At 73.3% G+C, this 26,564-nt stretch carries 24 protein-coding genes; 10 read left to right on the forward strand and 14 right to left on the reverse strand.

Annotated features, from left to right (window positions below):
• Positions 1-32 precede the first annotated feature (32 nt).
• On the reverse strand, positions 33-590 hold the full coding sequence (locus tag ASG94_RS03315) for a helix-turn-helix domain-containing protein (RefSeq protein WP_156411396.1): 558 nt from the start codon (positions 588-590) through the stop codon (positions 33-35).
• A gap of 301 nt (positions 591-891) precedes the next feature.
• Here ASG94_RS03315 and ASG94_RS03320 point away from each other — a divergent pair, with 301 nt between their 5' ends.
• Positions 892-1,656 (forward strand): nucleotidyltransferase domain-containing protein, encoded by a 765-nt coding sequence (locus ASG94_RS03320; protein ID WP_056924982.1) that lies wholly within the window; start codon positions 892-894, stop codon positions 1,654-1,656.
• 69 nt (positions 1,657-1,725) lie between these two features.
• Here the strand turns inward: ASG94_RS03320 and ASG94_RS03325 are convergent, their stop codons facing one another.
• Both ASG94_RS03325 and ASG94_RS03330 read right to left on the reverse strand, forming a co-directional pair.
• Complete coding sequence (locus ASG94_RS03325) at positions 1,726-2,184, reverse strand: SRPBCC family protein (protein ID WP_056924983.1); 459 nt, start codon at positions 2,182-2,184, stop codon at positions 1,726-1,728.
• 15 nt (positions 2,185-2,199) lie between these two features.
• Positions 2,200-3,309: a WD40/YVTN/BNR-like repeat-containing protein gene (locus tag ASG94_RS03330; RefSeq protein ID WP_056926257.1), complete on the reverse strand. Its 1,110-nt coding sequence runs from the start codon at positions 3,307-3,309 to the stop codon at positions 2,200-2,202.
• A 57-nt stretch (positions 3,310-3,366) separates the two neighbouring features.
• On the opposite strand from ASG94_RS03330, the gene ASG94_RS03335 reads away from it, so the two are divergent.
• A complete protein-coding gene (locus ASG94_RS03335) occupies positions 3,367-3,936 on the forward strand; it encodes a PadR family transcriptional regulator (RefSeq protein WP_056924984.1) in 570 nt (189 codons plus the stop codon).
• A complete protein-coding gene (locus tag ASG94_RS03340) occupies positions 3,933-4,778 on the forward strand; it encodes an EamA family transporter (protein WP_056924985.1) in 846 nt (281 codons plus the stop codon). The genes ASG94_RS03335 and ASG94_RS03340 overlap by 4 nt, the downstream gene beginning before the upstream one ends.
• Positions 4,779-4,798: 20 nt before the next feature.
• Here ASG94_RS03340 and ASG94_RS03345 read toward each other — a convergent pair whose 3' ends face one another.
• Positions 4,799-6,472, reverse strand: coding sequence for an alkaline phosphatase D family protein (locus ASG94_RS03345; RefSeq protein WP_056924986.1), 1,674 nt, complete (start codon positions 6,470-6,472; stop codon positions 4,799-4,801).
• A 115-nt stretch (positions 6,473-6,587) separates the two neighbouring features.
• Between ASG94_RS03345 and ASG94_RS03350 the strand changes: the two genes are divergently transcribed.
• Together ASG94_RS03350 and ASG94_RS03355 are read left to right on the forward strand one after the other, a co-directional pair.
• A complete protein-coding gene (locus ASG94_RS03350; RefSeq protein ID WP_056924987.1) occupies positions 6,588-7,526 on the forward strand; it encodes an alpha/beta fold hydrolase in 939 nt (312 codons plus the stop codon).
• Entirely contained in the window at positions 7,526-8,665 is a 1,140-nt protein-coding gene (locus ASG94_RS03355; protein ID WP_056924988.1) for a PQQ-dependent sugar dehydrogenase, read from the forward strand. The genes ASG94_RS03350 and ASG94_RS03355 overlap by 1 nt, the downstream gene beginning before the upstream one ends.
• Here ASG94_RS03355 and ASG94_RS03360 read toward each other — a convergent pair.
• The 8 genes from ASG94_RS03360 to gatC form a co-directional block, all read right to left on the reverse strand.
• Entirely contained in the window at positions 8,649-9,500 is an 852-nt protein-coding gene (locus ASG94_RS03360) for an ECF transporter S component (protein ID WP_056924989.1), read from the reverse strand. The two genes, ASG94_RS03355 and ASG94_RS03360, sit on opposite strands and share 17 nt — an antisense overlap.
• A complete protein-coding gene (locus ASG94_RS03365) occupies positions 9,497-11,092 on the reverse strand; it encodes an ABC transporter ATP-binding protein (RefSeq protein WP_056924990.1) in 1,596 nt (531 codons plus the stop codon). Before ASG94_RS03365 ends, ASG94_RS03360 begins: the two co-directional genes overlap by 4 nt.
• Complete coding sequence (locus ASG94_RS03370) at positions 11,089-12,186, reverse strand: energy-coupling factor transporter transmembrane component T (protein WP_056924991.1); 1,098 nt, start codon at positions 12,184-12,186, stop codon at positions 11,089-11,091. Before ASG94_RS03370 ends, ASG94_RS03365 begins: the two co-directional genes overlap by 4 nt.
• Entirely contained in the window at positions 12,183-13,139 is a 957-nt protein-coding gene (locus ASG94_RS03375; RefSeq protein WP_056924992.1) for a hypothetical protein, read from the reverse strand. Before ASG94_RS03375 ends, ASG94_RS03370 begins: the two co-directional genes overlap by 4 nt.
• A gap of 11 nt (positions 13,140-13,150) precedes the next feature.
• On the reverse strand, positions 13,151-14,572 hold the full coding sequence (locus tag ASG94_RS03380) for a terpene cyclase/mutase family protein (RefSeq protein WP_056924993.1): 1,422 nt from the start codon (positions 14,570-14,572) through the stop codon (positions 13,151-13,153).
• Positions 14,573-14,757: 185 nt separating this feature from the next.
• Positions 14,758-16,251: an Asp-tRNA(Asn)/Glu-tRNA(Gln) amidotransferase subunit GatB gene (gatB, locus tag ASG94_RS03385; RefSeq protein ID WP_056924994.1), complete on the reverse strand. Its 1,494-nt coding sequence runs from the start codon at positions 16,249-16,251 to the stop codon at positions 14,758-14,760.
• On the reverse strand, positions 16,248-17,759 hold the full coding sequence (gene gatA, locus ASG94_RS03390; protein ID WP_442938478.1) for an Asp-tRNA(Asn)/Glu-tRNA(Gln) amidotransferase subunit GatA: 1,512 nt from the start codon (positions 17,757-17,759) through the stop codon (positions 16,248-16,250). Before gatA ends, gatB begins: the two co-directional genes overlap by 4 nt.
• Before the next feature lie 29 nt (positions 17,760-17,788).
• Positions 17,789-18,088 carry an Asp-tRNA(Asn)/Glu-tRNA(Gln) amidotransferase subunit GatC gene (gene gatC, locus ASG94_RS03395; RefSeq protein ID WP_056924996.1) on the reverse strand — a complete coding sequence of 100 codons (300 nt, stop codon included), beginning with the start codon at positions 18,086-18,088 and terminating at the stop codon, positions 17,789-17,791.
• Positions 18,089-18,166: 78 nt separating this feature from the next.
• Between gatC and ASG94_RS03400 the strand changes: the two genes are divergently transcribed.
• Positions 18,167-18,697 (forward strand): SigE family RNA polymerase sigma factor, encoded by a 531-nt coding sequence (locus ASG94_RS03400; RefSeq protein ID WP_056924997.1) that lies wholly within the window; start codon positions 18,167-18,169, stop codon positions 18,695-18,697.
• Positions 18,690-19,928 carry a hypothetical protein gene (locus ASG94_RS03405; protein WP_156411397.1) on the forward strand — a complete coding sequence of 413 codons (1,239 nt, stop codon included), beginning with the start codon at positions 18,690-18,692 and terminating at the stop codon, positions 19,926-19,928. Before ASG94_RS03400 ends, ASG94_RS03405 begins: the two co-directional genes overlap by 8 nt.
• Before the next feature lie 24 nt (positions 19,929-19,952).
• Here ASG94_RS03405 and ASG94_RS03410 read toward each other — a convergent pair whose 3' ends face one another.
• Both ASG94_RS03410 and ligA read right to left on the reverse strand, forming a co-directional pair.
• A complete protein-coding gene (locus tag ASG94_RS03410; protein WP_056924999.1) occupies positions 19,953-21,200 on the reverse strand; it encodes a calcium-binding protein in 1,248 nt (415 codons plus the stop codon).
• A gap of 70 nt (positions 21,201-21,270) precedes the next feature.
• Positions 21,271-23,460: an NAD-dependent DNA ligase LigA gene (ligA, locus tag ASG94_RS03415; RefSeq protein ID WP_056925000.1), complete on the reverse strand. Its 2,190-nt coding sequence runs from the start codon at positions 23,458-23,460 to the stop codon at positions 21,271-21,273.
• Between the two features lie 129 nt (positions 23,461-23,589).
• Between ligA and ASG94_RS03420 the strand changes: the two genes are divergently transcribed.
• From ASG94_RS03420 to ASG94_RS03430, 3 genes are all read left to right on the forward strand, one after another.
• The gene (locus tag ASG94_RS03420; RefSeq protein ID WP_056925001.1) at positions 23,590-24,192 is read left to right on the forward strand and encodes a TetR/AcrR family transcriptional regulator; all 603 of its coding nucleotides are present in this window, start codon (positions 23,590-23,592) and stop codon (positions 24,190-24,192) included.
• Between the two features lie 28 nt (positions 24,193-24,220).
• On the forward strand, positions 24,221-25,846 hold the full coding sequence (locus ASG94_RS03425; RefSeq protein ID WP_056925002.1) for an MFS transporter: 1,626 nt from the start codon (positions 24,221-24,223) through the stop codon (positions 25,844-25,846).
• 92 nt (positions 25,847-25,938) lie between these two features.
• Positions 25,939-26,559, forward strand: coding sequence for an alpha/beta hydrolase (locus tag ASG94_RS03430; RefSeq protein ID WP_056925003.1), 621 nt, complete (start codon positions 25,939-25,941; stop codon positions 26,557-26,559).
• Positions 26,560-26,564: the final 5 nt, after the last annotated feature.

Raw genomic sequence — 26,564 nt, forward strand, 5'->3', positions numbered from 1 at the left:
AGTCCGGCGGCGTCACCGACCCCGCCCCCGTCTCAGCAGGCACGAGGGTGCTCCGCGTCCTGGACCCTCAGGATGGCGACCACGTCGGCGAGCGTCGGATGGTCGTACGGCACTCCGTAGAAGTGACGCTCGAGGTCCCGCAGCCACCCCAGGCCGTAGAAGATCCGCGGATCTCCCAACGCGGCCGACCGGCGCTCCTCGTCGAGCTCGCGCGCGGTGAGCCAGCTGTCGCGCGGGGTCCACCATCCCCCGGGCCTCGGGTCCGCGTGGGCCGGGTACCGCCGACCCGCCCGGTCGCGGACGGCGTCCTCACGCATGGTCCCGACGACCGCACCCTCACTGTCGACCACCACGAGCCTGAACCCCGCCAGGGCGAGCACCGACTCCAGGTCGGCGACACCCATGGCGAGGGCACCGGTCTCCCACCGCGCCACCTTGGACCTGTCGACGCCCAGCCGACCGGCCAGCCCGCGTTGCGAGCAGTCGAGCACCCGCCGCACCCGCCGGACCAGGCCGCCGACCTGCTCGTGGTCGACCCCGGCGTCGTGCGACGTCGCGATCGGCTCCTCCATGCTCCTGCTCTCCCCCATCTCGCCACTCCTGTCAGGTCCCGTGCCCGGTCGACCACGTCGCTCGGCCGAGGTCCTGGACGAAAGCACGTGCCACCGACACAGCGTTCCGTGTGCCACCGATACCGGCCCGTGACGTCGGCGCCTCCGCGTGGTGCGAGCTGCTGCTCAGGGCGCAGCAGGTGCCAGCGCGCCGACAGGCCCACCGCGTGGTGCGAGCTGCTGCGCTGGGCGCAGCAGGTGCCAGCACGGAGCCGGCAGTCGTGCGGGGCGACCGGCGTGACGCCGAGCGTTCCCGGCGCGGACAGGTCAAGATGGGTACGTGACCCGGGTCAGCGAGGCGATCGACGAGCTCGCCGCCCGTCTCGTGGAGCTCGGCTGGGTGACCGACGTGTGGGTCGGGGGGTCCGTTTCCACCGGTGACCACCGCATCGGTGTGAGCGACGTCGACCTCGTCGCCCTGGTCGACGGGCCCATGGGCGCCGGCCGCGTCGCCGCCGTGCGCTCGCTGCACGTCGCCCTGGACGCGGGTGTGGCACGCGGGCTGCAGCTCGGGTGCGTGTACGTCGACGCGGGGGTGCTGCCGGTCGTCGGTGAGCGCCACCCGACATGGACCCACGGCCGGATGGTCGAGCGCGCCCTGTCGCCCCTTGCGCGCGCGGAGCTGGCTCAGCACGGGTGGGCCCTGACCGGCCGCGGACTGCGGGAGAGATCACCCGCCGACGTGTTGCCCCCGGCGGACGCGGCAGCCGTGCGCAGTGCCGTGCGGTCCGAGCTGGCCGGCTACTGGACCTGGGCGGTGCGTCGTCCCTGGCTGTGGCTCGATCGGGACCTCCAGGAGCTCGCCATCGTCACGATGGCCCGTGCCCGCCGCGCGCTGGCCGACGGGGAGCTCGTGTCCAAGACCGCCGTCCTCGACGACCTGGCGGCACCCCCCTGGCTCGGGCGTGCGATCCGCGCCCACCGCACCGGCGAGGGCGGCCGCTCCCCCGTGGTGCTCGCACCGGTCAGCGGCGTCATCGCACTGGGGGACACCGTGCGCACGATCCGCAGCGCCAGAGCGACCCGCAGCGCCAGAGCGACCTGAGGACGGTCGGGAGCAGAGGTCGGGAGCGGGGCCGGCCCACAACCCGAGGCGGCCGCGTCGACCGCCTCGTCAGCGGGCCTCGGCCGCGGCCTTGAGCGAGGCGAGTCCCCGGTCGAAGTCCTTGCCGATGGCCCGGTCGAAGAACAGCCGCCCCGCGATCGCCATGACCGGGTTGCGGCGGCCCGACATCGTCCAGACGACGCGCGTGTGGCCGCCCCCGACCTGCTCGAGCTCGAACGTCGTGAGGTTGCGCGCCTTGAAGGGCTTGAGGAACTCCAGGTCGACTGCCACCCGCGCCGGGGTGGACTCGACGATCTCCATCGCGCCCTCTCCGGCCTTCCTGTTGCCCGACCAGCGGTAGATCGAGCCGACCCCGGACGGGGGTCCTGCGTACGTGCGCTGCATGGCCGGGTCGAGTCCCTCCCAGGGGGACCACTGCGGCCAGTGGTGGAAGTCGTCGACGAGCCGGTGGACCCGGTCGGCGGGCGCGTCGACCGTCGTCGAGCGCGACATCGAGAAGTCGGTCATCGAAGCCCTCGGGGCTCAGTCGAGCGCGGCGGCGCGCACGAACATGACGTCGGGCAGGTCCTTGTGGATCTCCTGCCACGTCTCGCCCGTGTCCGGCGAGCACCAGACCCCGCCGTTGCGGCCGCCGAAGTAGAGGCCCGGCACGGCGTGGTCGTCGGTGCACATCGCGTCGCGCATCACCGCCGCGTAGTAGCCGTCGGGGAGCGAGCCCTCGCCCAGAGCCTCCCAGGTCGCGCCGCCGTCCGTCGTACGGCAGACGCGGGCCTTGCCGTCGACCGGCCACCGGGCGCCGGCGTCCGCGATCGGGAAGGTGTACGCCGTGTTGGCGCGGTGCGGGTGGGTCACCATCGCGAAGCCGAACTCCGAGGGCAGCCCGGGGGCGATGTCCTGCCACGAGGCCCCGCCGTCGTCGGAGCGGTAGACGCCGCCGTGGTTCTGCAGGAACAGCCGGTCCGGCTCGGTGGCGTCACGGGCGACCTTGTGCACGCACTGGCCGAACTCGGGGTAGTTGCGCTCCCCCGGGTAGAACTCCGCCTTGACGCCGGTGTTGGACGCGGTCCAGGACGTGCCCCCGTCGGAGGTGCGGTAGACGCCGCCGGTGGAGATGGCGGCGAGGACCGAGTCGCCGTCGGTGGGGTGCGGCAGGATCGTGTGGAACGCCTGCCCACCGAAGCCCTCGTTCCACTCCTGGCGGTGCGGGTGGTCCCAGAGCCCACGGACCAGCTCGAAGGTCTCCCCCCGGTCGGTGGAGCGGAAGATCGCCCCCGGCTCGGTGCCGGCCCACACGACGCCGTCCTCGACTCCCGGCGCGAGCTGCCACACGCGGGCCAACGTGGCCGGGCTGCCGTCGGGCAGCGTCGCGTCCTCGGGGAAGCGGATGGCGCCGTTGGGCGTCTCCTGCCACGAGGCGCCGAGGTCGTCGGAGCGCCAGACCTGCGGCCCGAGCCAGCTCGACGAGGCACCCGCGAGCAGCCTCGGCGTGCCTCCGCGGCCGTCGATGAGCACGGAGTAGACCTCCTCCATCGCGAAGTGCGGCCCCGACCAGTCCCAGGCCGTCCGGGCCTCGTCGGAGGTGCCGATCCACAGGCCCTTGCGGGTCCCGACCATCACCAGCGTGCGTGCCATGTCCACGACTCCCGTCCCCGTATTCCTAATAGGAACAGACAGTAGTCTCTTCCCACCATGGGTCAAGACCTTCCTGTCACGTCGTACGCCCTGCTCGGCCTCCTGACCTTCGGGGACGAGCTGACCGGCTACGAGCTCAAGCAGCGCGCCGACGCGACCCTGCGGTTCTACTGGGTGTCCCCCGCGATGAGCCAGGTCTACAGCGAGCTGGCCCGGCTCACCGAGCGCGGCCTGGTGCTCACCCGGGGTGGGGGCGAGCGCAGCACCACCTACCGCCTCAGCGCCAAGGGCCGACGCGCGCTCGAGTCCTGGATGCGGGGCACCGACCCGGGCTTCTCCGTGCTGAAGCACCCAGTCGCCCTGCGCCTGCTGCTCGGGCACGTCGTGGACACGCCGACGACCATCGCGATGCTCGAGGCCCACGTCGCCGCCCTCGACGCGGAGCGGGAGGCGCTGGTGCAGGTGCGCGAGGGACTGCGCGGCGCCGACGCCCCGGGCCAGAGGTTCCGCCACCCCGGCCTGGTGGCGGACTGGGGGCTCGACTACTTCGACAACGAGCGCCGTATCGTCACCAGCCTCATCGAGCGCTTGCACGAGGAGGAGCTGCAGGAGGAGGGGGACGCGTGAGGCGAGCCGTCTGGCTGGTGCTCGTCGGCATCGTCTCGGTCCAGGTCGGAGCGGCCTTCGCCAAGGACCTCTTCGACACCATCTCCCCCACCGCGATCGTCTGGCTGCGGCTGGCCACCAGCGCGCTCGTCCTGGCCGCGCTGGCCCGTCCGCGCCTGCGGGGCCGGACCCGGTCCGACTGGGCGGTCGTCGTCGGCTTCGGCCTCAGCCTCGGGCTGATGAACTGGGCCATCTACCAGTCCTTCGCCCGCATCCCGCTGGGCATCGCGGTGACCATCGAGTTCATCGGGCCGCTCACCCTGGCCGTCCTGGGCTCGCGACGCGCCCGCGACCTCGTCTGGGTCGGCCTCGCGGCCCTCGGCGTGCTGCTGCTGGGCTTCGAGCCCGCGGACCTGACGGTGGCGGGTATGGCCTTCGCCCTGCTCGCCGGGGCGGCGTGGGCGGCGTACATCCTCCTCAGTGCCCGCACCGGCGCCCGGTGGCCGGGCCTCGACGGGCTGGCGGTCGCCAGCCTGCTGGCCACCGCACTGCTGACCGTCCCCGCGATCGTGACCGGCGGCGAGACCCTGCTGGACGGGCACGTGCTGCTCGTCGGCGCGATGATCGGGCTGCTGTCCTCGGTGATCCCCTACAGCTGCGAGATGGTGGCCCTGCGGACGCTGCCGCCCTCGGTCTTCTCCATCCTGATGAGCCTCGAGCCCGCCGCGGCCGCGCTGGCCGCGATCGTCGTGCTCGACGAGCTGCTCACCCCGCTGCAGGGGGTCGCGATCGCCTGCGTGATCGCCGCCAGCGTGGGCGCCACCCGGAGCCGGCCCGTGCACACCGAGCCGGCCCCGGACTGAGGCTCACCGCGAGCGTCGGGTCAGTGCCCCGTCTCCGCCTCGATCGTGTCGGCGATGATCGCGGCGTCGCTGCGAGGCGCGCGCAACGACCGGTCGAGGCGTGCGGTGGGCAGCGGGTTGTCGGCCACCTGGCGCATCCCGCGCACCCCGTCGTCGACCACGAACGTCGCGCGGGTGAACGCCTGCTCGCCCGGCACCGACACGCGCGGCACGCACCGGTAGTCGGCGGTGAACGAGGTGGGGGTGATGGTCGTGCTGACGTAGCCGCGCAGGTTGGTCCAGAACCTCAGGTTGGGGTTCTGGGCGGCCCACGGGTGGGTGCCGTCGGCCTTGTCGTAGCCGTCGCCGCCGCTGGTGATCGAGGAGCAGACGAACTCCGATCCCAGCACCGGTGACGAGCCGTCGGTCCAGTCCCCCAGGACGTCGGAGGCCCAGTGCGCGTGCACGTCCCCGGTGAGCACGATCGGGTTGCGCACCCCGGCGTCGACCCACGACCGGACCACGCGGTCCCGCGAGGCCGGGTAGCCGTCCCAGGCGTCCATCGACACCGTGTCGTCCGGGGTCGCGGTGCTGTCGCGCCGCCCGAAGAACACCTGCTGGCCCAGCACGTCCCACGTCTGGGTGGACGCGGCGAACCGCTCCGCCAGCCACGCCTCCTGGGTGCTGCCGGGCAGCGACCGCTCCGGCGCCGCGGCGGGCGGGCAGTCGTCGTACCCGTCGCCGCAGGCCTGGTCGTCGCGGTACTGGCGGGTGTCGAGCATGTGGAAGCTCGCCAGCCGGCCCCACTGGACCGAGCGGTAGAGCTGGAGGTCCGGTCCGGCGGGGATCGAGGTACGCCGCAGCGGCATGTTCTCGTAGTAGGCACGGAAGGCGGCGGCGCGGCGGTCCAGGAAGCCGAGCTGCGAAGCGGCGTTCTCGGCGATCTCGTCAGCCCAGTTGTTGTCGACCTCGTGGTCGTCGAAGACCACCAGCCACGGGGCGGCAGCGTGCGCGGCCTGCAGGTCGGGGTCGGTCTTGTACTGCGCCAGGCGCTGTCGGTAGCCCGCCAGGTCGACCGTCTCGGGGCCCTGGTGGTCCCGGATGTTGCCGCCGGGGATCGTGTAGCTGTCCGCCTTGTACTCGTACTGGTAGTCGCCGAGGTGCAGGACCAGGTCGGGCCGCTCCTCGGCGAGCCGGCCGTAGGCGGTGAACCAGCCGTGCTCGAACTGCGAGCAGGAGGCGAACGCCATCGACAGCGAGGCGGGCATCGAGAGGGGGTCGGGCGCGGTCACCGAGCGTCCGGCCGGGGAGAGGTGCGAGCCGGCGCGGAAGCGGTAGTGGTACTCGCGACCGGGCAGCAGGCCACCGACCTCGACGTGCACCGCGTGCCCGAGCTCGGGGCCGGTGCGGACCGAGCCGGCCCGGACGACGTCGGTGAAGCGCTCGTCGGTCGCGACCTGCCAGGCGACCTGCTGGTGCCGCGACGGCATGCCGCCGGCGCCGTCGTCGGCCAGCGGTTCGGGCGCCAGCCTCGTCCAGATCACGAAGCCGTCGGGCAGCGGGTCGCCGCTCGCGACGCCGAGGGTGAAGGGGTCGGTGCGGGTCGGGGGCGCAGCGGCGGTGGGCCGCTGGTCGAGGAGGACGGGCGTGGCGGCCAGCGCCGCACCGCCCGTCACGAGGCCGGTCTTGAGCAGGATTCGCCGAGAGGTCTCCATGCCCCGAAGGGTGCGCAGGCTCCGTCGACGGGCCGGCGACGCGGGCATGAAGGCGGGATGACCGGCCCGGGGCCCTTCGGTCCCGCGTCATCACCCGGAAGGCACAATCGGGACCATGTCCCCCACCCTGACGCCGGGCTCGACCCCCGGCGCGACCGACGTCACCACCCCGCCGCGGATCGGCTACGTCGACGTGCTGTCCGACGACGGCACCCGGATCCGGGCCTGGACCAACGACCCCGACGGCACCATCGAGGGACCGACCGTGGTGCTGTGCAACGGCCTGGGCACGGCGCCCTGGGTTTGGCCCGCGTTCTTCGAGCCGGGGTGCGGGGTGCGGGTCGTGTCGTGGAACCACCGCGGCGTCGGCGGCTCCGCCCGACCCGACGATCCCGACCGGGTGGGCATCGACGAGTTCGTCGAGGACGGCCTGTCGGTGATGGACCACTTCGGCATCGAGCGCGCCGTCCTGGTCGGCTGGTCGATGGGGGTCAACACGGCCTTCGAGCTCGCGGTCTCCCACCCCGAGCGGGTGAGCGGGATCCTGGCGGTCGCCGGCGTTCCGGGCGACACGTTCGCCACCATGCTCGCTCCGCTGCACCTGCCCCGGTGGGCCGCCCGCGGCGCCGCCGTGGGTCTCTCGCACGTCCTCAAGCGCACCGGGCGCCTGCTCTCCCCGGTGGTCGCCCGGGTGCCCGTGACACCGCTGACCATCGGTGCGCTCTCCCACTCAGGCTTCATGCGGCCGGTCCGCCACCCCGTGCTGGCTGCCCGGGCGGTGGAGGAGTTCCTGGCCACCCCGGTCGAGTGGTACTTCCACCTGGCACTGCGCACCAGCGAGCACGCCCGCGTCTCCCTGAGCGGCGTGCACGTCCCCACCACCTTCGTGGCCGCGTCGTACGACGTCCTGGCCGGCGCCCGCGACATGCGCCGGGCCGCGGCCCGGATGGCCTCCGCGACCTACGTCGAGCTGCGGGCGAGCCACTTCGTCCCCATGGAGCACCCGGAGACGGTCCACGGGCTGCTCCTCGAGCTGCTGGCCCGGGCCTCCTGATGCGGGCCCGGCTGGCCGCGGCGTCCGCGCTGCTCGGCGTCTCCGTCCTGTCGGGCTGTGCCGACGACGGCGCCGAGCCGCGGATCCCCAGCGTCACCCAGCCCACGGACGCCACACCCGACGGACCGGCCAGCACGCCGTCCGGGTCCGGGTCGGGGTCCGCGCGGGGCGAGGCACCGCGCGTCACCGGGACGGTGGCGTCCGGGCTGGAGGTGCCGTGGGGCATCGAGGTCTTCGACGACGGGACCGCGCTGGTGACCGAGCGGGACAGCCGGCGGGTGCTCTCGGTCGACGACTCGGGCGAGGTCAGCCAGGTGGGCGAGGTGAGCGAGGCCGAGCCCGAGGGTGAGGGTGGCCTGCTCGGGATCGCGGTCGACCCGGCCAGCGACGGCCGCGACGTCTACCTGTACGCCACTACCGCCGACGACAACCGGGTGCTGCGCGCCGAGCTCGACGAGGGGCGGCTCGGGCCCGCGGAGGTGGTCCTCGACGGCATCCCGAAGGGCTTCATCCACGACGGGGGCCGTCTCGTCTTCGGTCCCGACGGCTTCCTCTACGTCTCCACCGGCGAGACCGGCGACCGCGACCTCGCCCAGGACCCGGACTCGCTGGCCGGCAAGATCCTGCGCATCACCACCGACGGGGAGCCGGCGCCCGGCAACCCCGACCCCGGCTCCCCCGTCTGGTCGCTGGGCCACCGCAACGTGCAGGGCCTCGCGTTCGACGACGAGGGCCGGTTGTGGGCCTCGGAGTTCGGCGAGTCGACGTACGACGAGATCAACCTCATCGAGCCGGGCGCCAACTACGGCTGGCCGCTGGTCGAGGGGCCCGGGGGCGGGGACGACTTCGTCGACCCACTGGTCACGTGGCCGACCTCTGCGGCGTCCCCGTCGGGGATGGCCTACGCCGACGGGCAGCTGTGGGTCGGTGCCCTCCGGGGCGAGCGGCTGTGGCGGGTGCCCGTGCTCGGGAACCGCCTCGGCGAGCCCGTGCCCTACCTCGAGGGCGAGTACGGCCGGCTCCGCACGGTCGTCGCCACGCCCGGGGGCGACCTGTGGGTGACGACGTCCAACCGGGACGGGCGCGGCACGCCGGCCGACGAGGACGACCGGATCCTGCGGGTCACGCCGTCCGGGTGACCACCGAGCGCCGCGACGCGCGGCGCAGCGTGGTGAGGATCGCCGGCCCGAGCACCACCAGCGCGATCGAGGTCGTGATCGCCCGGCCGGTGTCCCAGCTGCCGGTCGAGGTCAGCAGCGTGTAGACGCCGAAGCGGTGCAGGTTCTCCACCAGCGGCGCGCCGGCGACGTACGACAGCGACCCCTCGTGGCCCGGCACCGCGATGCCGAGGGTGAAGGGCCAGCTGGAGAGGTTCATCAAGATGCCGAAGGCGTACGACGCGACGACGCCGTAGGCGACCAGCACGGCGATCTCCGCGCGACCGCTCAGCCGCCGCGGCAGCAGCCCGGCGCCCATCCCGATCCACGCCGAGAGCAGCATCTGGAACGGCAGCCAGGGCCCCACGCCGGCGGTCATCAGCGCGCTGGCGAACAGCGACGTGCAGCCGAGCACGAAGCCGAAGCCGGGGCCGAATACCCGCCCGGCCAGGATCAGCAGGAAGAAGACCAGCTCGATGCCGGCCGTGCCCGCACCGAGCCCCCGTAGCACCGCGTTGACGGCGCTGAGGACCCCGAGGATCGCCAGCACCCGCGCGTCCATCCCGCCCTCCCCGAACTCGGCCAGGACGACCACGATCACCAGCGGCAGCAGGACCAGGAAGAGGAACGGCGGGTCCACGCGGGCGCTCTCCGGCACGCGCAGCAGCAGCGGCCAGCAGAGCATCATCATCCCGGCCACCGAGGCGGCGGTCAGCACCAGCGCCGACCGCAACCGGATCGGGACCGCGGCGGAGCGTGACGGGTCCGGCGACGGCCGCTCGGCGGTGCGGGTCGGACGGGACGCGTCGATGCTCATCGGGCCGCCTCCATCGCTGCCACGACCTCGTCGACGCGCAGCCACGGGGCGCCGAGGATCTTGGTGACCTGGGGGGCGTACGACGGCGACGCGGCCACGACCTCCCGGGTGCGGCCGGCGGAGACCACCTCGCCCTCGGCGAGCACGACGACGTCGTCGGCGACCGAGGCGACGAACTCCACGTCGTGGGTGGCGACGAGGACAGCGTGCCCGTCGTCGGCCAGGTCGCGGACGATCGCGGCGAGCTGGCGCTTGGCGGCGTAGTCGAGCCCGCGGGTCGGCTCGTCGAGGAGCAGCACGCGTGGGCTGGTGGACAGCACGATGGCGAGCACCAGGGCCAGGCGCTGCCCCTCCGAGAGGTCGCGGGGGTGGTGCCGGGGGTCGATGCCCGGCGCGAGCCGGTCGAGCAGGGCGCGGCAGGTGCCGGGTCCCGCGTCGCTGCCCCGGTCGGCGGCCGCGCACTCCTCGCCCACGGTCTCGAGGTAGAGCAGGTCCGCCGCGGTCTGCGGCACGAGCCCCACGTGGGCACGCCGCCGGTCGGCGGCCAGCCGGGCCGGGTCCGCGCCGTCGACCGCGACGGAGCCCGAGCGGCGCTCGTGGGCCCCCTGGAGCGTCCAGATCAGCGTCGACTTGCCGGAGCCGTTGCGCCCCATCAGTGCGGTGACATGACCGGCCCGCAGCTCCACGTCGACGTCGCGGACGGCCACGTGCCGGCCGTGGGTGACGACGAGGCCCTGGGCGGTCAGCAGGATCTCGCCGCCCGTGGCCGGGTGCTCCTCCGGTGCCGGCAGCACGCGCAGGTGGCGCGCGTGGCGTCGGGCCTCGCGGACGCTGAGCGGCAGCGGCGACCAGCCGGCCGCCCGGCCCAGCTCGACGATGGGCGGCACGACCGGGGAGGTGGCCAGGACGGTCGCGGGCTCGTCCACCACGAGTCCGCCGTCCCCGGTGAGCAGGGCGATCCGGTCGGCGAAGGGCACGACGCGTTCGAGACGGTGCTCGGCCAGCACGACGGTGAGCCCGAGGTCGTGCACCAGCCGGGTCAGGGTGGCGAGCACGTCCTCGGCCGCAGTCGGGTCGAGCGCCGAGGTGGGCTCGTCGAGCACGAGCAGGCGCGGGTGGGTGGTGAGGACGGCGCCGATGGCGACCCGCTGCTGCTCGCCGCCGGACAGCGTGCGCAGGTCACGGGCCCGGAGGTCGGCGATGCCGAGCAGGTCCAGGGTCTCCTCGACGCGACGTCGCATGGTGTCCGGGGCGACCCCGAGCTGCTCCATGCCGTAGGCGAGCTCCTCCTCGACGGTGTCGGTGACGAACCCGGCTGCCGGGTCCTGGCCGACGTAGCCGATGACGTGGGCGCGCTCGCGGGGCGGGGTGTCGATGATGCTCGTGCCGTCGAGCAGCACGTCGCCGGTGAGGGTGCCCCCGCTGAAGCGGGGCACGAGCCCGGTGAGCACGCCGAGCAGGGTCGACTTGCCGACCCCGGTGCGGCCGGAGACGAGCACCAGCTCGCCCTCGTCGAGGGTCAGGTCGATGCCGTCGAGGACGGGCGCGGCCGCGTCGTCGTACGTGACGTGGATGTTGCGCAGCTCGATCACGCACCCACCGCCAGGGCCGGGGCGACGGCGAGGCGCGGCGGGGGTGCCGCGACGGCCGGCACGAGTCCGACCAGGACTGCGCCCAGCGCGGCCACGTCGAGGTAGGGCACCGACTCGACGCCGGGGTGGGCCACCGCGAGGTCGTGGCCCGCGATCCACCAGACGATGACCCCGACCGCGGTGCCGGAGAGCGCGACGAGCGACTCCTCGATCCGCCAGGGGTCGGGTCGGTAGCGGGAGCGCCGGACCCGCCGCCCCGAGCTGACCAGGCCCACGGCCGCCACCGCGACGCCGGCGAGCAGCATCGGCGTGGCCAGCCAGCGGGGGGCGGTGGTGTCGAGCACGGCGTAGGTCCCCACACCGATGCCGCACAGGGCACCGAGCAGGAGCGCACCGTTGAGGCGGCGCTCGGCACGGGTCGCGTCGCCGGCGCGACCGTAGCCGCGGGTGTCCATGCCGGCGGCCAGGGCCAGGGACCGTTCGAGGGCGTCCTCCAGCACGGGGACGAGGAAGCGCCGCAGCCGACCGACCCGGCCGTCCACTCCCCCGCGCAGCGCCTGCGCCGCCCGGACCCGGCGGGCGCTGTCGGCCAGCTGGGGGAACACCGTGACGGCCACGACCAGCGCCGTGCCGACCTCGTAGAGCGCGGGCGGCACGGACTTGAGCAGCCGCTTGGGGTTGGCCAGCGAGTTGGCCGCGCCGATGCAGATGACGATGGTGGCCAGCCGCATGCCGTCGTACAGGCCGGCGAGCAGGCCCTCGAGGGTGAGCGGACCGAGGAGTCGGACGCCGGCGACCCAGTCGGGCAGCGGCACGCTCGGGAGGTCGAGCAGGACGTGCCCGCCGTCCACGCCGCCGAAGAGGATCCGGAAGACCACCCGGATGAGGACGATGGCCAGGCCGAGCCACAGGTAGAGCCGGAAGGACCGCGCCCACGGCTGGTCGGAGCGCCGGGCCTGCACGACCACGGCGGCCACGGCGACGAGCAGCAGGAGCAGGAGCGGGTTGGTGGTGAGGGTCGCCGCCGCGGCGAGGCCGATCGCCCACACCCACCAGGCGACGGGGTGGAGGTCGCGGGCCAGCCGCGCGCTCACGGCCGGTCGCCGCGGCGGCGTCGGGCGGCGAGCGTCATCACGGCGAGCGCCGCCACGAGCGCCACCAGCACGAGCAGCGTCACCCAGGTCGGGACGCGGGCGGCGTCCTGCGCCGGCTCCGCGGTGGTTTCCGACGAGGTGCTGTCGTCGGGAGCAGTCTCGGGGTTCGCGGTGCCGGACGGGGCGCTGCCGGGGCGCTCGGACGGCGAGGAGCTCGGCTTCCCGGTGCCCGGGCCGCGACGCGGGGACCGCGACGGCGAGGCACTCGGCGAGCCGCCGGACGAAGCGCTGGGCGAGGCACTCGGCGCGGCGCTCGGCGTGGCCGACGAGGACGGGGCGGCGGGCGACGACGGTGTCTTGGAGGGCGTGGGCGTGGCGGTCGGCGCCGGGGTGGGCGCCGGCTTCGGCGAGGTCGTCGGCGACGTGGTGGGAGTCTTGGTGGGGGTCTTCGTCGGGCTCGGGGAGGGCTCGGGCGCCGCGTTGACGGGGGCGGCGACACCGGGCGTACGACGCGTGCTGCCCTGCTGCCAGGCCAGGGCGACCGCTCCGCCCTCGGGCACCTGGAGGCCGGTGACACCGAGGGAGGAGTAGGTCCAGGTGCCGCTCTCCCCGTCGGTCCACCACAGGCCCCAGTAGGCGTCGGCCGGCGGCGTGTTGACGCACGGGTCGCTGGCCGGGACGCCGTCGACCCGGCACACGAAGCCGGGCTGGCGCTGCACGTAGGTGATCGTGACTCCGGAGTCGGCGTACCGAGCCGATGCCGCCTGCCCGGAGCCGCTGTCGCACACCGCGGTGAGGGCACCCCCGAGCGCACCGGGGTCGACGACCACGGTGACGCCGGAGCCCGACGTGCAGGGCGCGGCCGAGGCCGGCGCCGCCGGGGCGAGCACGCCCGCCGCCGCGGCCACCAGGGTGGCCGCGGCGACGAGGCGTGCGAGAGGTGCTCTCGTCACGGGAGGGACCTTCAGTTGCGGACCGAGATGCGGGTCTTGGCGGACTCGTCGGCCGTCTTGACCTTCACGGTGCGCGTCTTGTTGCCGGTCGGCATCGTGAGCTTGCGGGTGACCGGCCGGGTGGAGGCCTTGCCGACGATCCGCTTGGTGTCGCCCTTGATGGAGACGCAGGCACGCTCGCCGGGGGCCAGGCCCACGACCTTCACGCGGACCTTGTCGCCGGACTCGGCGGAGGAGCGGGTCAGGGTCACGCCGAGGTCGGCGGTCGCCGCCGGCGCCCACTGCAGCACGGCCATCGCCTGAGCGGTGGCGCGACGCCACTGGCCACGCACGTCGCCGTCGGTGAGGCCGCTGTTGCGGGCCGCCTTGACGGCCTTGGCCTCGTACGCGATCGCCCCAGTGTCCTTGGTCAGCGCACTGCGGCAGCGGAACTTGTCGACCGGCTGCTGGCTGCGGACCCAGGTGGCGGCCTTGCCGGCGGCGGAGCGGGCCTTGACGAGGCCGAGGGCCCAGCCGGCGAGCCCGGTGCTGTTGGTGTTGCCGGCGAACGAGCCGTTCTTCTTCTGCTGGCTCACCAGCCAGTCGGTGGCGTTGTCGACGGCCTCGTTGACCCCTGGGCCCTTGGCGCCCCCCTGGACGAGGTTGACGACGGCGAGCGCAGTGGCGTCGACGCTGGGCTCGGAGCCGGCCTGGCCCTCCGTGCAGCCCTGGGCGGCGGCGGCCTTGTCCTTGGTGAAGTCCTGGCGGAAGAAGCCGGACGTGCACTGCTGGGCGAGCAGGAAGGCGACCGCGTCGGCGGCGCGCTGCGACTTGGCCTCGGTGAGGGCCCGGGCGGCGTACGACTGGCCCAGGGTGTTGGCGTAGTCGCCGTAGGTCGAGGTGTCCTCGAGGCGGCCCACGATCGGGGCGGTCGCGCTCACGCGCTGCTCGAGGCGGGTGACGAGGTTGACCCCGCCGTACGACGTCGGGTTGGCGCCGGCGACCCGGGCGAAGGTCGCGGCCTTGGCGACCGCGCCGGCGTAGGTGCTGCCCGCGTCGCCGAAGGCGTCGCCGGAGATGTAGTCGCCGATGACCGGCTGGAAGGCCCGGTTGATCGTCGCCACGCCCGCCTTGTCGCCGGCCTGGTCGAGGGCGAAGCCGGTGTCGAGCGTGAGGCCGTAGTCGGTGAAGCCGCCGGCGTCGACGAGCCCGTCGGTGAGCTCGCCCTTGAGCCAGGTGCCGGCGAGGGTGATGGCCCCGTCGTCGGTCCTGCCGCTCGTGGCGGGCGGCGCGGCCGTGGCCGAGGGGGCGACGACGCTGAGCGCCAGGGTGGAGGCGGCCACCAGCCCGGCGGCGCGACGCCAGGTGTGGGAGCCTCGGGTGTGGAGGCGCAGTGCGTGAGACATGCTGTCCTTCCCGCTGTTGAAGCGGGAGGCGCCCTCGGGGGACGACACCCGCTGTTTCCTCGCAGCGTGGTTGTCAGGTATGCCCGCGACGGGCGGTCCGGCTCGCGCCACGGCCCTGGGGCCGGGACGCCTACGGTTGCGGGTCAGCGCCGGAGTTGGACCGGCTTCCCCGTCGCAGACGGATGATGGTTTCCTCGGCGCACCCTACAGCCACGGCGCCCCCGCGGGATCCCTCAGGTGAGCTTCTCCAGGATGAGCTCGCGCACACGCCCGGCGTCGGCCTGCCCGCGCATCTCCTTCATCACCGAGCCGATGAGCGCACCGGCGGCCGCGACCTTGCCGTCGCGGATCTTGTCGGCGACGTCCGGGTTGTCCGCGATCGCCTTGTCGACCGCCGCGCCGAGCGCACCGTCGTCGGAGACGATGGCCAGCCCACGCGCCTCGACGATCTGCTCGGGCGTGCCCTCGCCGGCGTACAGGCCCTCGAACACCTGGCGGGCCAGCTTGTCGTTGATGCTCCCCGCGTCGATGAGCCGCTGGACGGCGACGACGTCGGCCGGGGTGACGCCGAGCGAGGCGATGTCGGTGCCGGTGTCGTTGGCGCGACGGGCCAGCTCGGAGAGCCACCACTTGCGCGCGACCTGCGGGGCGGCACCGGCGGCGATGGTCTCCTCGACCAGGCCGAACGCCCCCGCGCCGACGGTGTCGCGCATCTCCAGGTCCGAGAAGCCCCACTCGCCCTGCAGCCGGGCCCGCTTCTGCGTCGGGTTCTCCGGCAGCGTGCCGCGCAGCTCCTCGACCCACTCCCGGCTCGGCGCCACCGGCACCAGGTCGGGCTCGGGGAAGTAGCGGTAGTCGTCGGCGTCGGACTTCACGCGGCCGCTGGTGGTCACGCCGGTGTCCTCGTGCCAGTGGCGCGTCTCCTGCAGGATCGAGCCGCCGCCGGAGAGGATCGCGGCGTGCCGCTGCATCTCGTAGCGCACGGCCCGCTCGACCGAGCGGAACGAGTTGACGTTCTTGGTCTCCGTGCGGGTCCCGAGGGTGCCGGTGCCCTTCGGCGCCAGGGACAGGTTGACGTCGGCGCGCAGGTTGCCCTGGTCCATCCGCGCCTCGGAGACGCCGAGGGCGACGATCAGCTCGCGGAGCTGCGCGACGTACGCCCGCGCCACGTCCGGGGCCCGCTCCCCCGCGCCCATGATCGGGCGGGTGACGATCTCGATGAGCGGGATGCCGGCACGGTTGTAGTCGACCAGCGAGTAGTCGGCACCGTGGATGCGGCCGGTGCTGCCGCCCACGTGCAGCGACTTGCCGGTGTCCTCCTCCATGTGCGCGCGCTCGATCTCCACGCGGAAGGTCTCACCGTCCACCTCGACGTCCATCCAGCCGTCGAAGGCGATGGGCTCGTCGTACTGCGAGGTCTGGAAGTTCTTCGGCATGTCCGGGTAGAAGTAGTTCTTCCGGGCGAAGCGGCACCACTCGGCGATGTCGCAGTTGAGCGCGAGCCCGATCCGGATCGCCGACTCCACGGCCTTGCCGTTGACGACCGGCATCGCGCCGGGCAGGCCCAGGCAGGTCGGGCAGGTGCCCGAGTTGGGCTCGCCGCCGAAGACGGCCGGGCAGCCGCAGAACATCTTGGACGCGGTGTTGAGCTCGACGTGGACCTCGAGGCCCAGCGCGGGGTCGAAGGCGGCCAGCACGTCGTCGTACGGCATCAGCGTGTCGGTCATGCGTTCGATCCTTCGGTGACGGTGGAGGCGCCGGGCAGGGCCGGGGCGCGGTCCAGCAGGCTGCCGCCCCACTGCGCGGCAAGGAGGGCCTCGAGCGCGGCGCCGACGCGGTAGACCCGGTCGTCGGCCAGCGCGGGCGCCAGGACCTGGAAGCCGGTGGGCAGCCCGTCCTCCTCGGCGAGGCCGCTGGGCACCGAGATGCCCGGCACGCCGGAGAGGTTGGCCGGGATGGTCGCGAGGTCGTTGAGGTACATCGCGATCGGGTCGTCGAGCTTTTCGCCCAGCTTGAACGCCGTCGTCGGCGCGGTCGGCGACACCAGGACGTCGACCTTCTCGAAGGCAGCCTCGAAGTCGCGGCTGATGAGCGTGCGGACCTTCTGGGCCTGGCCGTAGTAGGCGTCGTAGTAGCCGCTGGACAGGGCGTAGGTGCCCAGGATGATGCGGCGCTTGACCTCGTCGCCGAAGCCGGCGTCGCGCGAGGCCCGCATGACCTCCTCGGCGCTCGGGTTGTCGATCCCCTCGGGCAGCACCCGCAGGCCGTAGCGCATCGCGTCGAACTTGGCGAGGTTGCTGGACGCCTCGGCCGGCAGGATGAGGTAGTAGGCGGCCATCGCGTGCACGAAGGACGGGCAGGACACCTCGACGACCTCGGCACCCGCCTGCACCAGCAGGTCGGCCGACTCCTGGAACCGGGTCATCACGCCCGGCTGCCAGCCGTCACCGGCCAGCTCGCTGATCACGCCGACCTTGACGCCGCTCATGTCGCCGGACGCGCCCTGGCGGGCCGCCTCGGTGAACGAGGGCCACGCGTGGTCGATGGAGGTCGAGTCACGCGGGTCGTGGCCACCGATGACGTCGTGCAGCATCGCCGCGTCCAGCACGGTGCGGGTGACCGGACCGGCCTGGTCGAGGCTGTTGGCCAGCGCCACCAGGCCGTAGCGGGACACGCCGCCGTAGGTCGGCTTGACGCCGACGGTGCCGGTGACGGCGCCGGGCTGGCGGATGGAGCCGCCGGTGTCGGTGCCGATGGCCAGGGGGGCCTCGAAGGCCGCGACCGCGGCCGCCGAGCCACCGCCGGAGCCGCCGGGGATCCGGTCGAGGTCCCACGGGTTGCGGGTCGGGCCGTAGGCCGAGTGCTCGGTGGAGGAGCCCATGGCGAACTCGTCCATGTTGGTCTTGCCCAGGATCGGCAGGCCGGCGGCCTTGAGCCGCGCGACGACGGTGGCGTCGTACGGCGGGACCCAGCCCTCGAGGATCTTCGAGCCGCAGGTGGTGGGCAGGCCGGTGGTGGTGAGCACGTCCTTGACGGCGATGGGTACGCCGTCGAGCGGGCTCAGCAGCGCGCCGCGCGCGCGGCGCGCGTCGGACTCGGCGGCCTGGGCGAGCGCGCCCTCCGCGTCGACGTGGAGGAACGCGTGCACGTCGGTGTCGACGGCGGCGATGCGGTCGAGGTGGAGCTGGGTGAGCTCGACGCTGGTGGTCTCGCCCGCGGTGAGGGCCTCGGCCATCGCGGCGGCGGTCTGCTGGATGTCGATGCTCACTGCTCGTCCCCCAGGATCCTCGGCACGCTGAAGCGCTGCTGCTCGCTGGCGGGGGCGCCCGACAGCGCCTGCTCGGCCGTCAGGCCAGGCACCACCACGTCCTCGCGGAAGACGTTGGTCAGCGGCAGGGCGTGCGACGTCGGGGGGACGTCGTCGCCGGCCACGCCGTTGATGGACGCGACGGACTCGAGGATCACGCTCAGCTGGGGGGCGAGGTGGTCGAGCTCGGCGTCGTCGAGGTCGATGCGGGCGAGGGTGGCCAGGTGGGCCACCTCCTCGCGGGAAATCTCGGGCATGGGCAGAATCCTAGGTCCGCCCAACCCGCGCGGCGCACGCGGCGTCTCTTGGGGTGACAACCCATCCCAGGAGGACCGATGGCTCGATCACCATCTGGCAGGACGCACGACGGGGACTTCACCGAGTTCGTGCAGGCCAGCTGGCCGGGGCTCTACCGCACCGCGTTCCTGCTCGTCGGCGACCGCCAGCTGGCCGAGGACCTCGCGCAGACCGCACTGGCCAAGACGTACGCCGCGTGGTCGCGCATCGAGGACCGGGCGGCGGCGCCCGCCTACGCGAGGCGCACCCTGGTCAACACGGCCTCGTCCTGGTTCCGCACGAAGGGCTGGCGCAACGAGCTGCCGACCGACGACCTGCCGGACGCGTCGTACACGAGGGACCCCAGCACCCGGCCGGCGGTCGTCGACGCGCTGGGCCAGCTGCCGCCCCGTCAGCGCGCGGTCGTCGTCCTGCGCTACTACGAGGACCTCTCGGTCGCCGAGACCGCCGACGCGCTCGGCTGCTCGACCGGGACGGTCAAGAGCCAGACCTTCGAGGCCTTCGCCAAGCTGCGCGTGCTGCTGGGCGACGCCGTGATCCCCGCGACCCTGGGAGCCCACCGTGACTGAACGACTTGCCGACCTGATGCGCGCCGAGGCCGACCTCCTCGACGTCCCCCCACCGCCCCTGGAGGAGATCCTCGGCGCCGGCCGGGCCCAGCGTCGCCGCCGACGTGTCCTCCCGGTCCTCGGCACGGCCGCCGCCGCGCTCCTCGTGGGCGCCCTGGTGGTGGTGCCCGGGCTGCGGTCCGGGTCGTCGCCCGACGACGGGTCCGTGCCCGACGACGCCGCCGTCGCCGTCCACGAGCGGTCCGGCGCGAGCTTCACGAGCGCGCAGGCCGCGGCGGCCGCGCTCGCCTACTCCCGGGGCGGCGCCTTCGCGGTCGGCTCCACCGTCTACCTCGGAGACACCGACCACCGGGTGGAGATCGGCGATCCCGCCGTACGGGGCCTCTACTACACCTCGGCCGGCGTGCTGGTCCGGCACGGCAAGGACTACGCCATGGACGGCTCGAGCCGCGACGGCTACTCCCTGGTCGGCACCGACGGCAGCGTGACCGGGCTCGACCTGCACATGGGTGACGTCTCGCCGTCCACGGACCCGGGCCAGCCCTACCTCGCCTACGCCCGTCCCGCGTCCGGCGACTGGGAGGTGGTGGTGCTCGACCTGCGCTCCGGCGAGCCCGCCGCCACGGTCCCGGTCGGCGGGGCGTTCACGTGGGGCGGCTGGGACGCCCCGCCCGTGGCGCTGGTCGGCGACCACGTGTACGTCGGGCTCGACGACGCGACGGTGCGGGTGGACTGGCGCTCCGGCGAGGCGACGACCACGCCCCTGCCCTCGTCCACCTATCCGGCGATCGAGGCCGACCGCTACCTCCAGATCGACTACCACTCCTCGGCGGACGGCTCGCGGATGCAGTCGAGCGTGCAGGTGCGCGACGCCCTGTCCGGGGAGACCCTGCTGGACCTGCCCGACGTGGGTGACCGGTGGGCGTCGCTGTCGCCCGACGGCGAGCACGTGCTCGTCCTGCCCTTCATGCCGGTCGACGGCGAGGGCCAGATCGGCCGGTTGGGCGGCGCCGTGCTCCACTCCGTCGACACCGGCGAGGAGATGCCCCTGCCCCCCTCGCCGGTGGGCGGCTACGGCTGGACGCCCGACGGCCTGGTCTTCAGCGTGGCCGGCGACTCGGTGACCCTCTGCGACCCGGAGCGGAGCAGCTGCTCCACGACCCCGCTGCCGTCCGGTCCGAGCACCGAGGACGGCACCCTGCGGCTGGGCGGCATGGTCAACGAGTCCTGACACGATCGGGCCGGCGGCGGCGACTCAGCAGGAGCCGCGGCGCTCGATCAGCAGGCACGTGTCGTTGCCGCCCTTGGCGAAGGCGATGTCGAAGCCCTTGCCGCCGACGAGCAGGTCGGCACGGTTGGAGCCGGTGATGACATCGGCGCCGCCACGGCCCTTGATGACCGCACGGTGCTCGGGGTTGGCGTCGATGATCTCGCCCTTGTCGAGCCCCTTGTAGAACGACTTGGTGTTGCCGGGCAGCACCACCTCGGTGAAGCTCTGGAACTTGCCCGTGAGCGCGACCGGCGCCAGCTTGGTGATCTTGGTGACGCCCTTGCGCTGGTCCATCCGCATGGTGGGCTCGGCCGCGGGGTTGGGGTAGGCCTGCATCCGCAGCTTGTCCTGGCCCGGGCCGCCGAGCACCTTGAAGCCCGTCTCCCCCGGCACCTGGACGGTGACGGTGTCGCCGCCACTGCCGCCGTTGACCGAGAGCCGGTTGACCGAGGTGGAGCTGATGGCGTCGGCGTCGATGCCGCCGACCAGCGTGTCGTAGCCGGCCACGCTCTCGATGGTGTCCCGACCGCCGCCACCGTCCACGATGTCGGAGCCGGCGCTGTCGGCTCCGTCGGGCAGGAGGCGGTCGTCGCCGTCCTGGCCGTAGATCTGGTCGTCGCCGGCCAGCCCCACGATCACGTCGTCCTGGTAGGTCCCGCGGATCACGTCGTTGAAGGCCGTGCCGACGAAGCGCAGCGCCGACCCGGCGGCGACCACGATGGTGTCGGCGCCGTGCGCCCCGACCGTCGCGGGGCTGGTGCGCAGGTCGACGACCGCGGCCGCCGGGGCGTCGGCGTACGTCACCGTGTCCGGGACGAAGTCGACGCCGGGTGAGGTGCGCCGGGCGTCGTAGCCCGGGTCGACGGAGTCGTTGCCGGCACCCGGATCGATGACGTCACCCTCCTTGTGCAGCAGCCCGAACGCGTCGGTGTAGTAGCGGTCGGTGCCGCCGTCGATCGCGTCGTCGTCGGCGCCCCCGGAGATGCGGTCGGCGCCGTCCCCGCCGCAGATGACGTCGTTGCCGCCGAGGCCGCGGATCGTGTCGTTGCCGTCGCCGGCGGCGATCACGTCCCGTCGCTCGGTGCCGTTGATGGTGTTGGCCTTGGCGTTGCCGACGATCGTCGCCTTCAGCCCGCCGCAGGATGCGGCGGCGGCATCGGCGGCCGTCGTGGTGACGACGAGGCCCGGGACCAGCAGGCCGAGCGTGAGTGCGGCAGTCGGGACGAGACGCATGTGGGACCCCCAGAGAAAGTGGTGTACCCCTGCTTACTACCGCCCGGTCACGGTCGTAAACGTCTGCTGCTCACCCGGTCGGGCCGCCGGCCTCCCCGTCCACCGTGTCCTCGCCGGCCGTCTCGTCATCGCCGGTGCGCTCGGGACCGTGGACGAGCAGGTGCTCGAAGCCCGCCTCGTCGAGGATCGGGACGCCGAGCTGCTCGGCCTTGTCGGCCTTGGAGCCGGCGTTGTCGCCGACCACCACGTAGTCGGTCTTCTTCGACACCGAGCCCGACGCCTTGCCGCCGCGGACGATGATCGCCTCCTTGACCGAGTCGCGCGTGTAGGCCTCCAGCGAGCCGGTCACCACGATCGTGAGCCCCTCGAGGGTCCGTCCCACCGACTCGTCGCGCTCGTCGGCCATCCTCACGCCGGCCGCGGCCCACGCGTCGACGATGGCCCGGTGCCAGCCGGCGTTGTCGCCGATCTCGTCGGTCTCGGCGTCACCGGCGCTGGTCCCGTGGAACCACTCACGCACGGAGGCCGCGATCGTCGGCCCGACCCCGTCGGTGTTGGCAAGCGTCTCCTCGTCGGCGTCCCGGACCGCGTCCATGGAGCCGAAGCGGGTGGCCAGTGCCCGCGCGGCCGTCGGTCCGACGTGTCGGATCGACAGGGCGACCAGCACCCGCCAGAGCGGCACCCGCTGCTTGCGCTCGTGCAGGTTGGCCAGCAGGCGGGCACCGTTGGCGCTGAGCTGGGGCCCGTCCTCGCCCTTCTTGGGCGCGCGGGTGAACAGGGGGGCGGTCAGCAGCGCGGCCTCGTCGAGGCCGAAGAGGTCGCCCTCGTTGCTGATCGCGCCGGCGTCGAGCAGCGCGGCCGCCGCCTCGTAGCCGAGGCCCTCGATGTCGAAGGCACCGCGCCCGGCGACGTGGAACACGCGCTCGCGCACCTGCGCGGGGCACTTCTCGTGGTTGGGGCAGCGCAGGTCCTTGTCGCCCTCCTTCTGCTGGGCGAGGGGGGTGCGGCAGGCCGGGCACCGGGTCGGCATCCGCCAGGGGCGCAGGCCCTTCGGGCGCAGGGCGAGCACCGGGCCGACGATCTCCGGGATCACGTCGCCGGCCTTGCGCAGGATGACGGTGTCCCCCGGACGGACGTCCTTGCGCTTGACCTCGTGGGCGTTGTGCAGGGTCGCGTTCTCCACCGTCGAACCGGCCACCCGGGTGGGCTCCATGACGCCGTACGGCGTGACGCGGCCGGTGCGGCCGACGTTGACCTCGATGGAGAGCAGCCTGGCGTTGACCTCCTCCGGCGGGTACTTGAAGGCGATGGCCCAGCGCGGGGCCCGGCTCGTCGAGCCCAGGCGGCGCTGGAGCTGGACGTCGTCGACCTTGACCACGACGCCGTCGATCTCGTAGCCCACGATGGTGTGCCGGTGCTCCCCCACGTGGTCGATGTAGGCGCGCACGTCGTCGATGGTCGGCACCACGCGGACCTGGTCGGAGGTCGGCAGGCCCCAGGACCGCATGGCGGCGTACGACGCCGACTGCGCGACGGGCTCGAAGCCCTCCCGGGCACCGAGGCCGTGGCAGACCATGCCCAGTGACCGGGTCGCGGTGACGCGCGGGTCCTTCTGACGCAGCGAGCCGGCGGCGGCGTTGCGCGGGTTGGCGAACAACGGCTTGCCGGCGTCGGCCATCGAGGCGTTGAGGCGCTCGAAGGCCTCGGCGGGCAGGAACACCTCGCCGCGGACCTCCAGCAGCGCCGGGACCGGCAGCTCGTCGGTCCCGGTGAGGCGGTGCGGGACGGAGTCGATGGTCTTGACGTTGGGGGTCACGTCCTCGCCCGTGCGACCGTCGCCGCGGGTGAGGGCCCGCACCAGGCGGCCCTGCTCGTAGAGCAGGTTGATCGCCAACCCGTCGACCTTGAGCTCGCACAGCAGGTCGGGAGCCTCCAGCCCGTCGCGGCGCAGCCGGGAGTACCACGCGTCGAGCTCCTCGAAGGAGAACGCGTTGTCGAGGCTCTCCATGCGCTGGAGGTGGTCGACGGCGGTGAACTCGGTCGACACCGCCCCGCCGACCGTCTGGGTGGGCGAGTCCGGCGTGCGCAGCTCGGGATGGGCCTCCTCGAGGGCCTCGAGCTCGCGCATCCGGGCGTCGAAGTCGGCGTCGGAGAGGGTCGGGTCGTCCAGGACGTAGTAGCGCCAGCGGGCGTCCTCGAGCTGCTCGCGCAGCTCCTGGTGACGCTCCCGGGCATCGGTGGGGGCGGGCTCCACGGTCATGGGGCACAGTCTGCACTCCTCCACCGACACGGCCACGGGACCGGGTCCGCAGGACGGCGTACGACGACTGGTCCAGACCGGTGGGAACGGACCGGGAATGGACGATGAAACGAACGTGTTCCATCCCCCATGACCCCAGCCGACACCACCACCCGCCCCCGGGTGGAGGGCGACCGCGAGCAGCAGATCCTCGACGCCGCCCTCGCGGTGCTCGGCGAGGTCGGCTACGACCGCCTCACCATGGACGCCGTGGCGTCGCGTGCCAGGGCCTCCAAGGCGACCCTCTACCGCCGGTGGACCAACAAGCTCACCCTGGTCATCGACGCCCTCGTCGCCCAGAAGGCCACGCCCGAGCCCGCGGACACCGGCTCCCTGCGGGGTGACCTCGAGGCGGCGTACTGCGGCTTCGGCGGGCTCACCGACGTCGAGACCGTCACCCGCTTCACCAGCGTCCTGACCGCCATCGGGCGGGACCCGGAGTTCGCCCACGCCTACCGCACCCAGGTGCTCGGCCCCAAGATCGACCAGACGCTCCGCATCTTCGAGCGGGCCCGCGCCCGTGGCGAGCTGCGCGACGACATCGACATCACCCTGATCGGCCCGGCGCTGCCGGGCATCGTGCTCCACCGCTTCTTCATGCTCGGTGAGGCTCCGACCCCGGAGCTCATCGATCGCGTCCTCGACCAGATCATCCTGCCCGCCGCGACCACCTCAGCCTCCGTCGCGGGCTGACCCGCAGACTCGACCCAGAAGGAACACCATGTCCGACAAGACCCAGGCCCCGGAGGCCGTCGAGGTCACCCCGCAGGAGCACAAGCGGCTCCGGTGGGCACTGATCCTCATCTCCCTGGCCCAGCTGATGGTGGTGCTCGACTCCACCATCGCCAACATCGCCCTGCCCTTCATCGGTGCCGACCTGGACATCGACCAGGCCAACCTGCAGTGGATCGTGACCGGCTACGCGCTCACCTTCGGCGGCTTCCTGCTGCTCGGTGGACGACTCGCCGACCTCTACGGCCGCCGCCGGATCTTCATGATCGGCGTGCTCGTCTTCGCGCTCGCCTCGCTCCTCGGCGGCATCGCCCAGAACGAGGCCATGCTGCTCTCGGCCCGTGCCTTCCAGGGCACCGGTGCCGCGATGGCCTCCCCCGCCGCCCTGGCGCTCATCACCACGACCTTCCCCGCCGGCAAGGAGCGCAACCGCGCCTTCGCCGTGTACGCCGCGATGGCCGGCGTCGGTGCGGCCGTCGGCCTCATCCTCGGCGGCTGGCTCACCGGCCTCGACAGCCCGCTGGGCATCGCCGGCTGGCGCTACACCTTCCTGATCGTCGTGCCGATCGGCGTGTTCGCCGCGGTGCTCGCCCCCCGCTACTTCGACGAGTCCGAGCGCCACAGCGGTTGGCTCGACGTGCCGGGCGCCATCACCGGCACTGGCGGACTGCTCGCCATCGTCTACGGCCTCTCGCTGGCCGGCCAGGAGGCGCACGGCTTCGGCGACTCCACCACGATCACCAGCCTGGCGATCGGCGTCGTGCTGCTCGGCGTCTTCCTGCTGGTCGAGTCGCGCGTGGAGCACCCGCTCATGCCGTTCCGGATCTTCAAGAGCAAGAACCGGGCCACCGCGTTCGCCGTCATGATGATCGTCCCGGCCGCGATGTTCGCGATGTTCTTCTTCCTGTCGCTGTTCATCCAGCAGGTCGTGGGCTACTCCCCGCTGCACACCGGCGTGGCGTTCCTGCCGTTCTCGATCGCGATGATCATCTCGGCCACCGCGGCCTCCAAGCTCATCAGTCACGTCGACCCGCGCTTCCTGTCGGGCATCGGCACGCTGCTCTCGGCCGCGGCGCTCTACGGCTTCAGCCGGATCACGGTGCCCGAGGACCCGGCCTCCATCCTGGGCTCGCTGCCCGCCGCGATGGGCGGTCAGGGCGTCCCGATCGGCGACGGGGTCAACTACTGGACGCAGATCCTGCCGTTCATCGTGCTGATGGCCTTCGGCATGGGGCTCAACTTCGTGCCGCTCACCCTGGTCGCCGTGCACCACCTGCGGGCCCAGGACACCGGCATCGGCTCCGGCGTGCTCAACACGATGCAGCAGGTCGGCGGCGCGCTCGGCCTCGCCACCCTCAGCACCGTGTCGCTGCACTTCGCCCAGTCCCGCGCCGACGAGATCGCACCGTCGATCGCGGCGGCGGCACCCGGCATGGACCAGGCCGCGCTGTCCCAGCTGGCCAGCCTCGGGGCGTTCACCGAGGGCGCGACCATGGCCTTCTTCACCGGCGCGATCATGATGCTGGCGGCCTCGGCGATCGTGTGGATCTTCCTCGACGTCAAGCACGAGGAGCTCGCCACCGAGAACGCCCCCGAGGGCGTCCACGTCGGCTGATCGTCGTACCAGCCCCGACCCGTCCGCGCGCCGCGGGCGGGTCGGTGCCGTTCCACCCCCATCCGTCCCCGCCGTCGCACCGAAGGAGTCCCGTGAGCGAGCAGCTGCTGACGAGGTACGACGCCCCCGGGCGTCCCGACGCCCTGGTCCTGATGCTGCACGGCGGCAAGCCGCGCTCGCGGCAGCCGGTCGACGGCCGCAGCGCCTCGTGGCGCCGGTCGCTGTGGATGCAGCGCACGATCGCGATGCGGGCCCACCGCGCGGGCACCGGGATCTGGCTGCTGCGCTACCGCGAGCGCGGCTGGAACGGCGGCGCCGACCGGGTCGACGACGCCCGCTGGGCCCTGGACCGCGTGCGCCGCGCGCACGGCGACGTGCCGGTCGTGCTGCTGGGCCACTCGATGGGGGCCCGGGTCGCCGTCCACGTGGCCGACGACCCGTCGGTCGTCGGGGTGGTCGGGCTGGCCCCCTGGTGGTCGGCCGAGGACCCCGTCCACGCGCTGGCCGGTCGCTCCCTGGTGGCGGCGCACGGTCGCCGCGACCGGATCACGTCGTACGCCGAGACGGCCCGGTTCGTCGAGCGCGCCCGGGAGGTCGCCTCCGGCGTGGCCCTGCACGACATGGGCGCGCTGGGGCACTACATGCTGACCGGCGTGGAGCGCTGGAACGACGAGGCCATCGACTCCTCGCTGGGCCTGCTCGCGCCCGCCTAGGTCAC

Origin of the sequence: Nocardioides sp. Soil805, from assembly GCF_001429625.1 — a bacterium.
In the GTDB taxonomy this organism is placed as follows: Bacteria; Actinomycetota; Actinomycetes; order Propionibacteriales; family Nocardioidaceae; genus Nocardioides.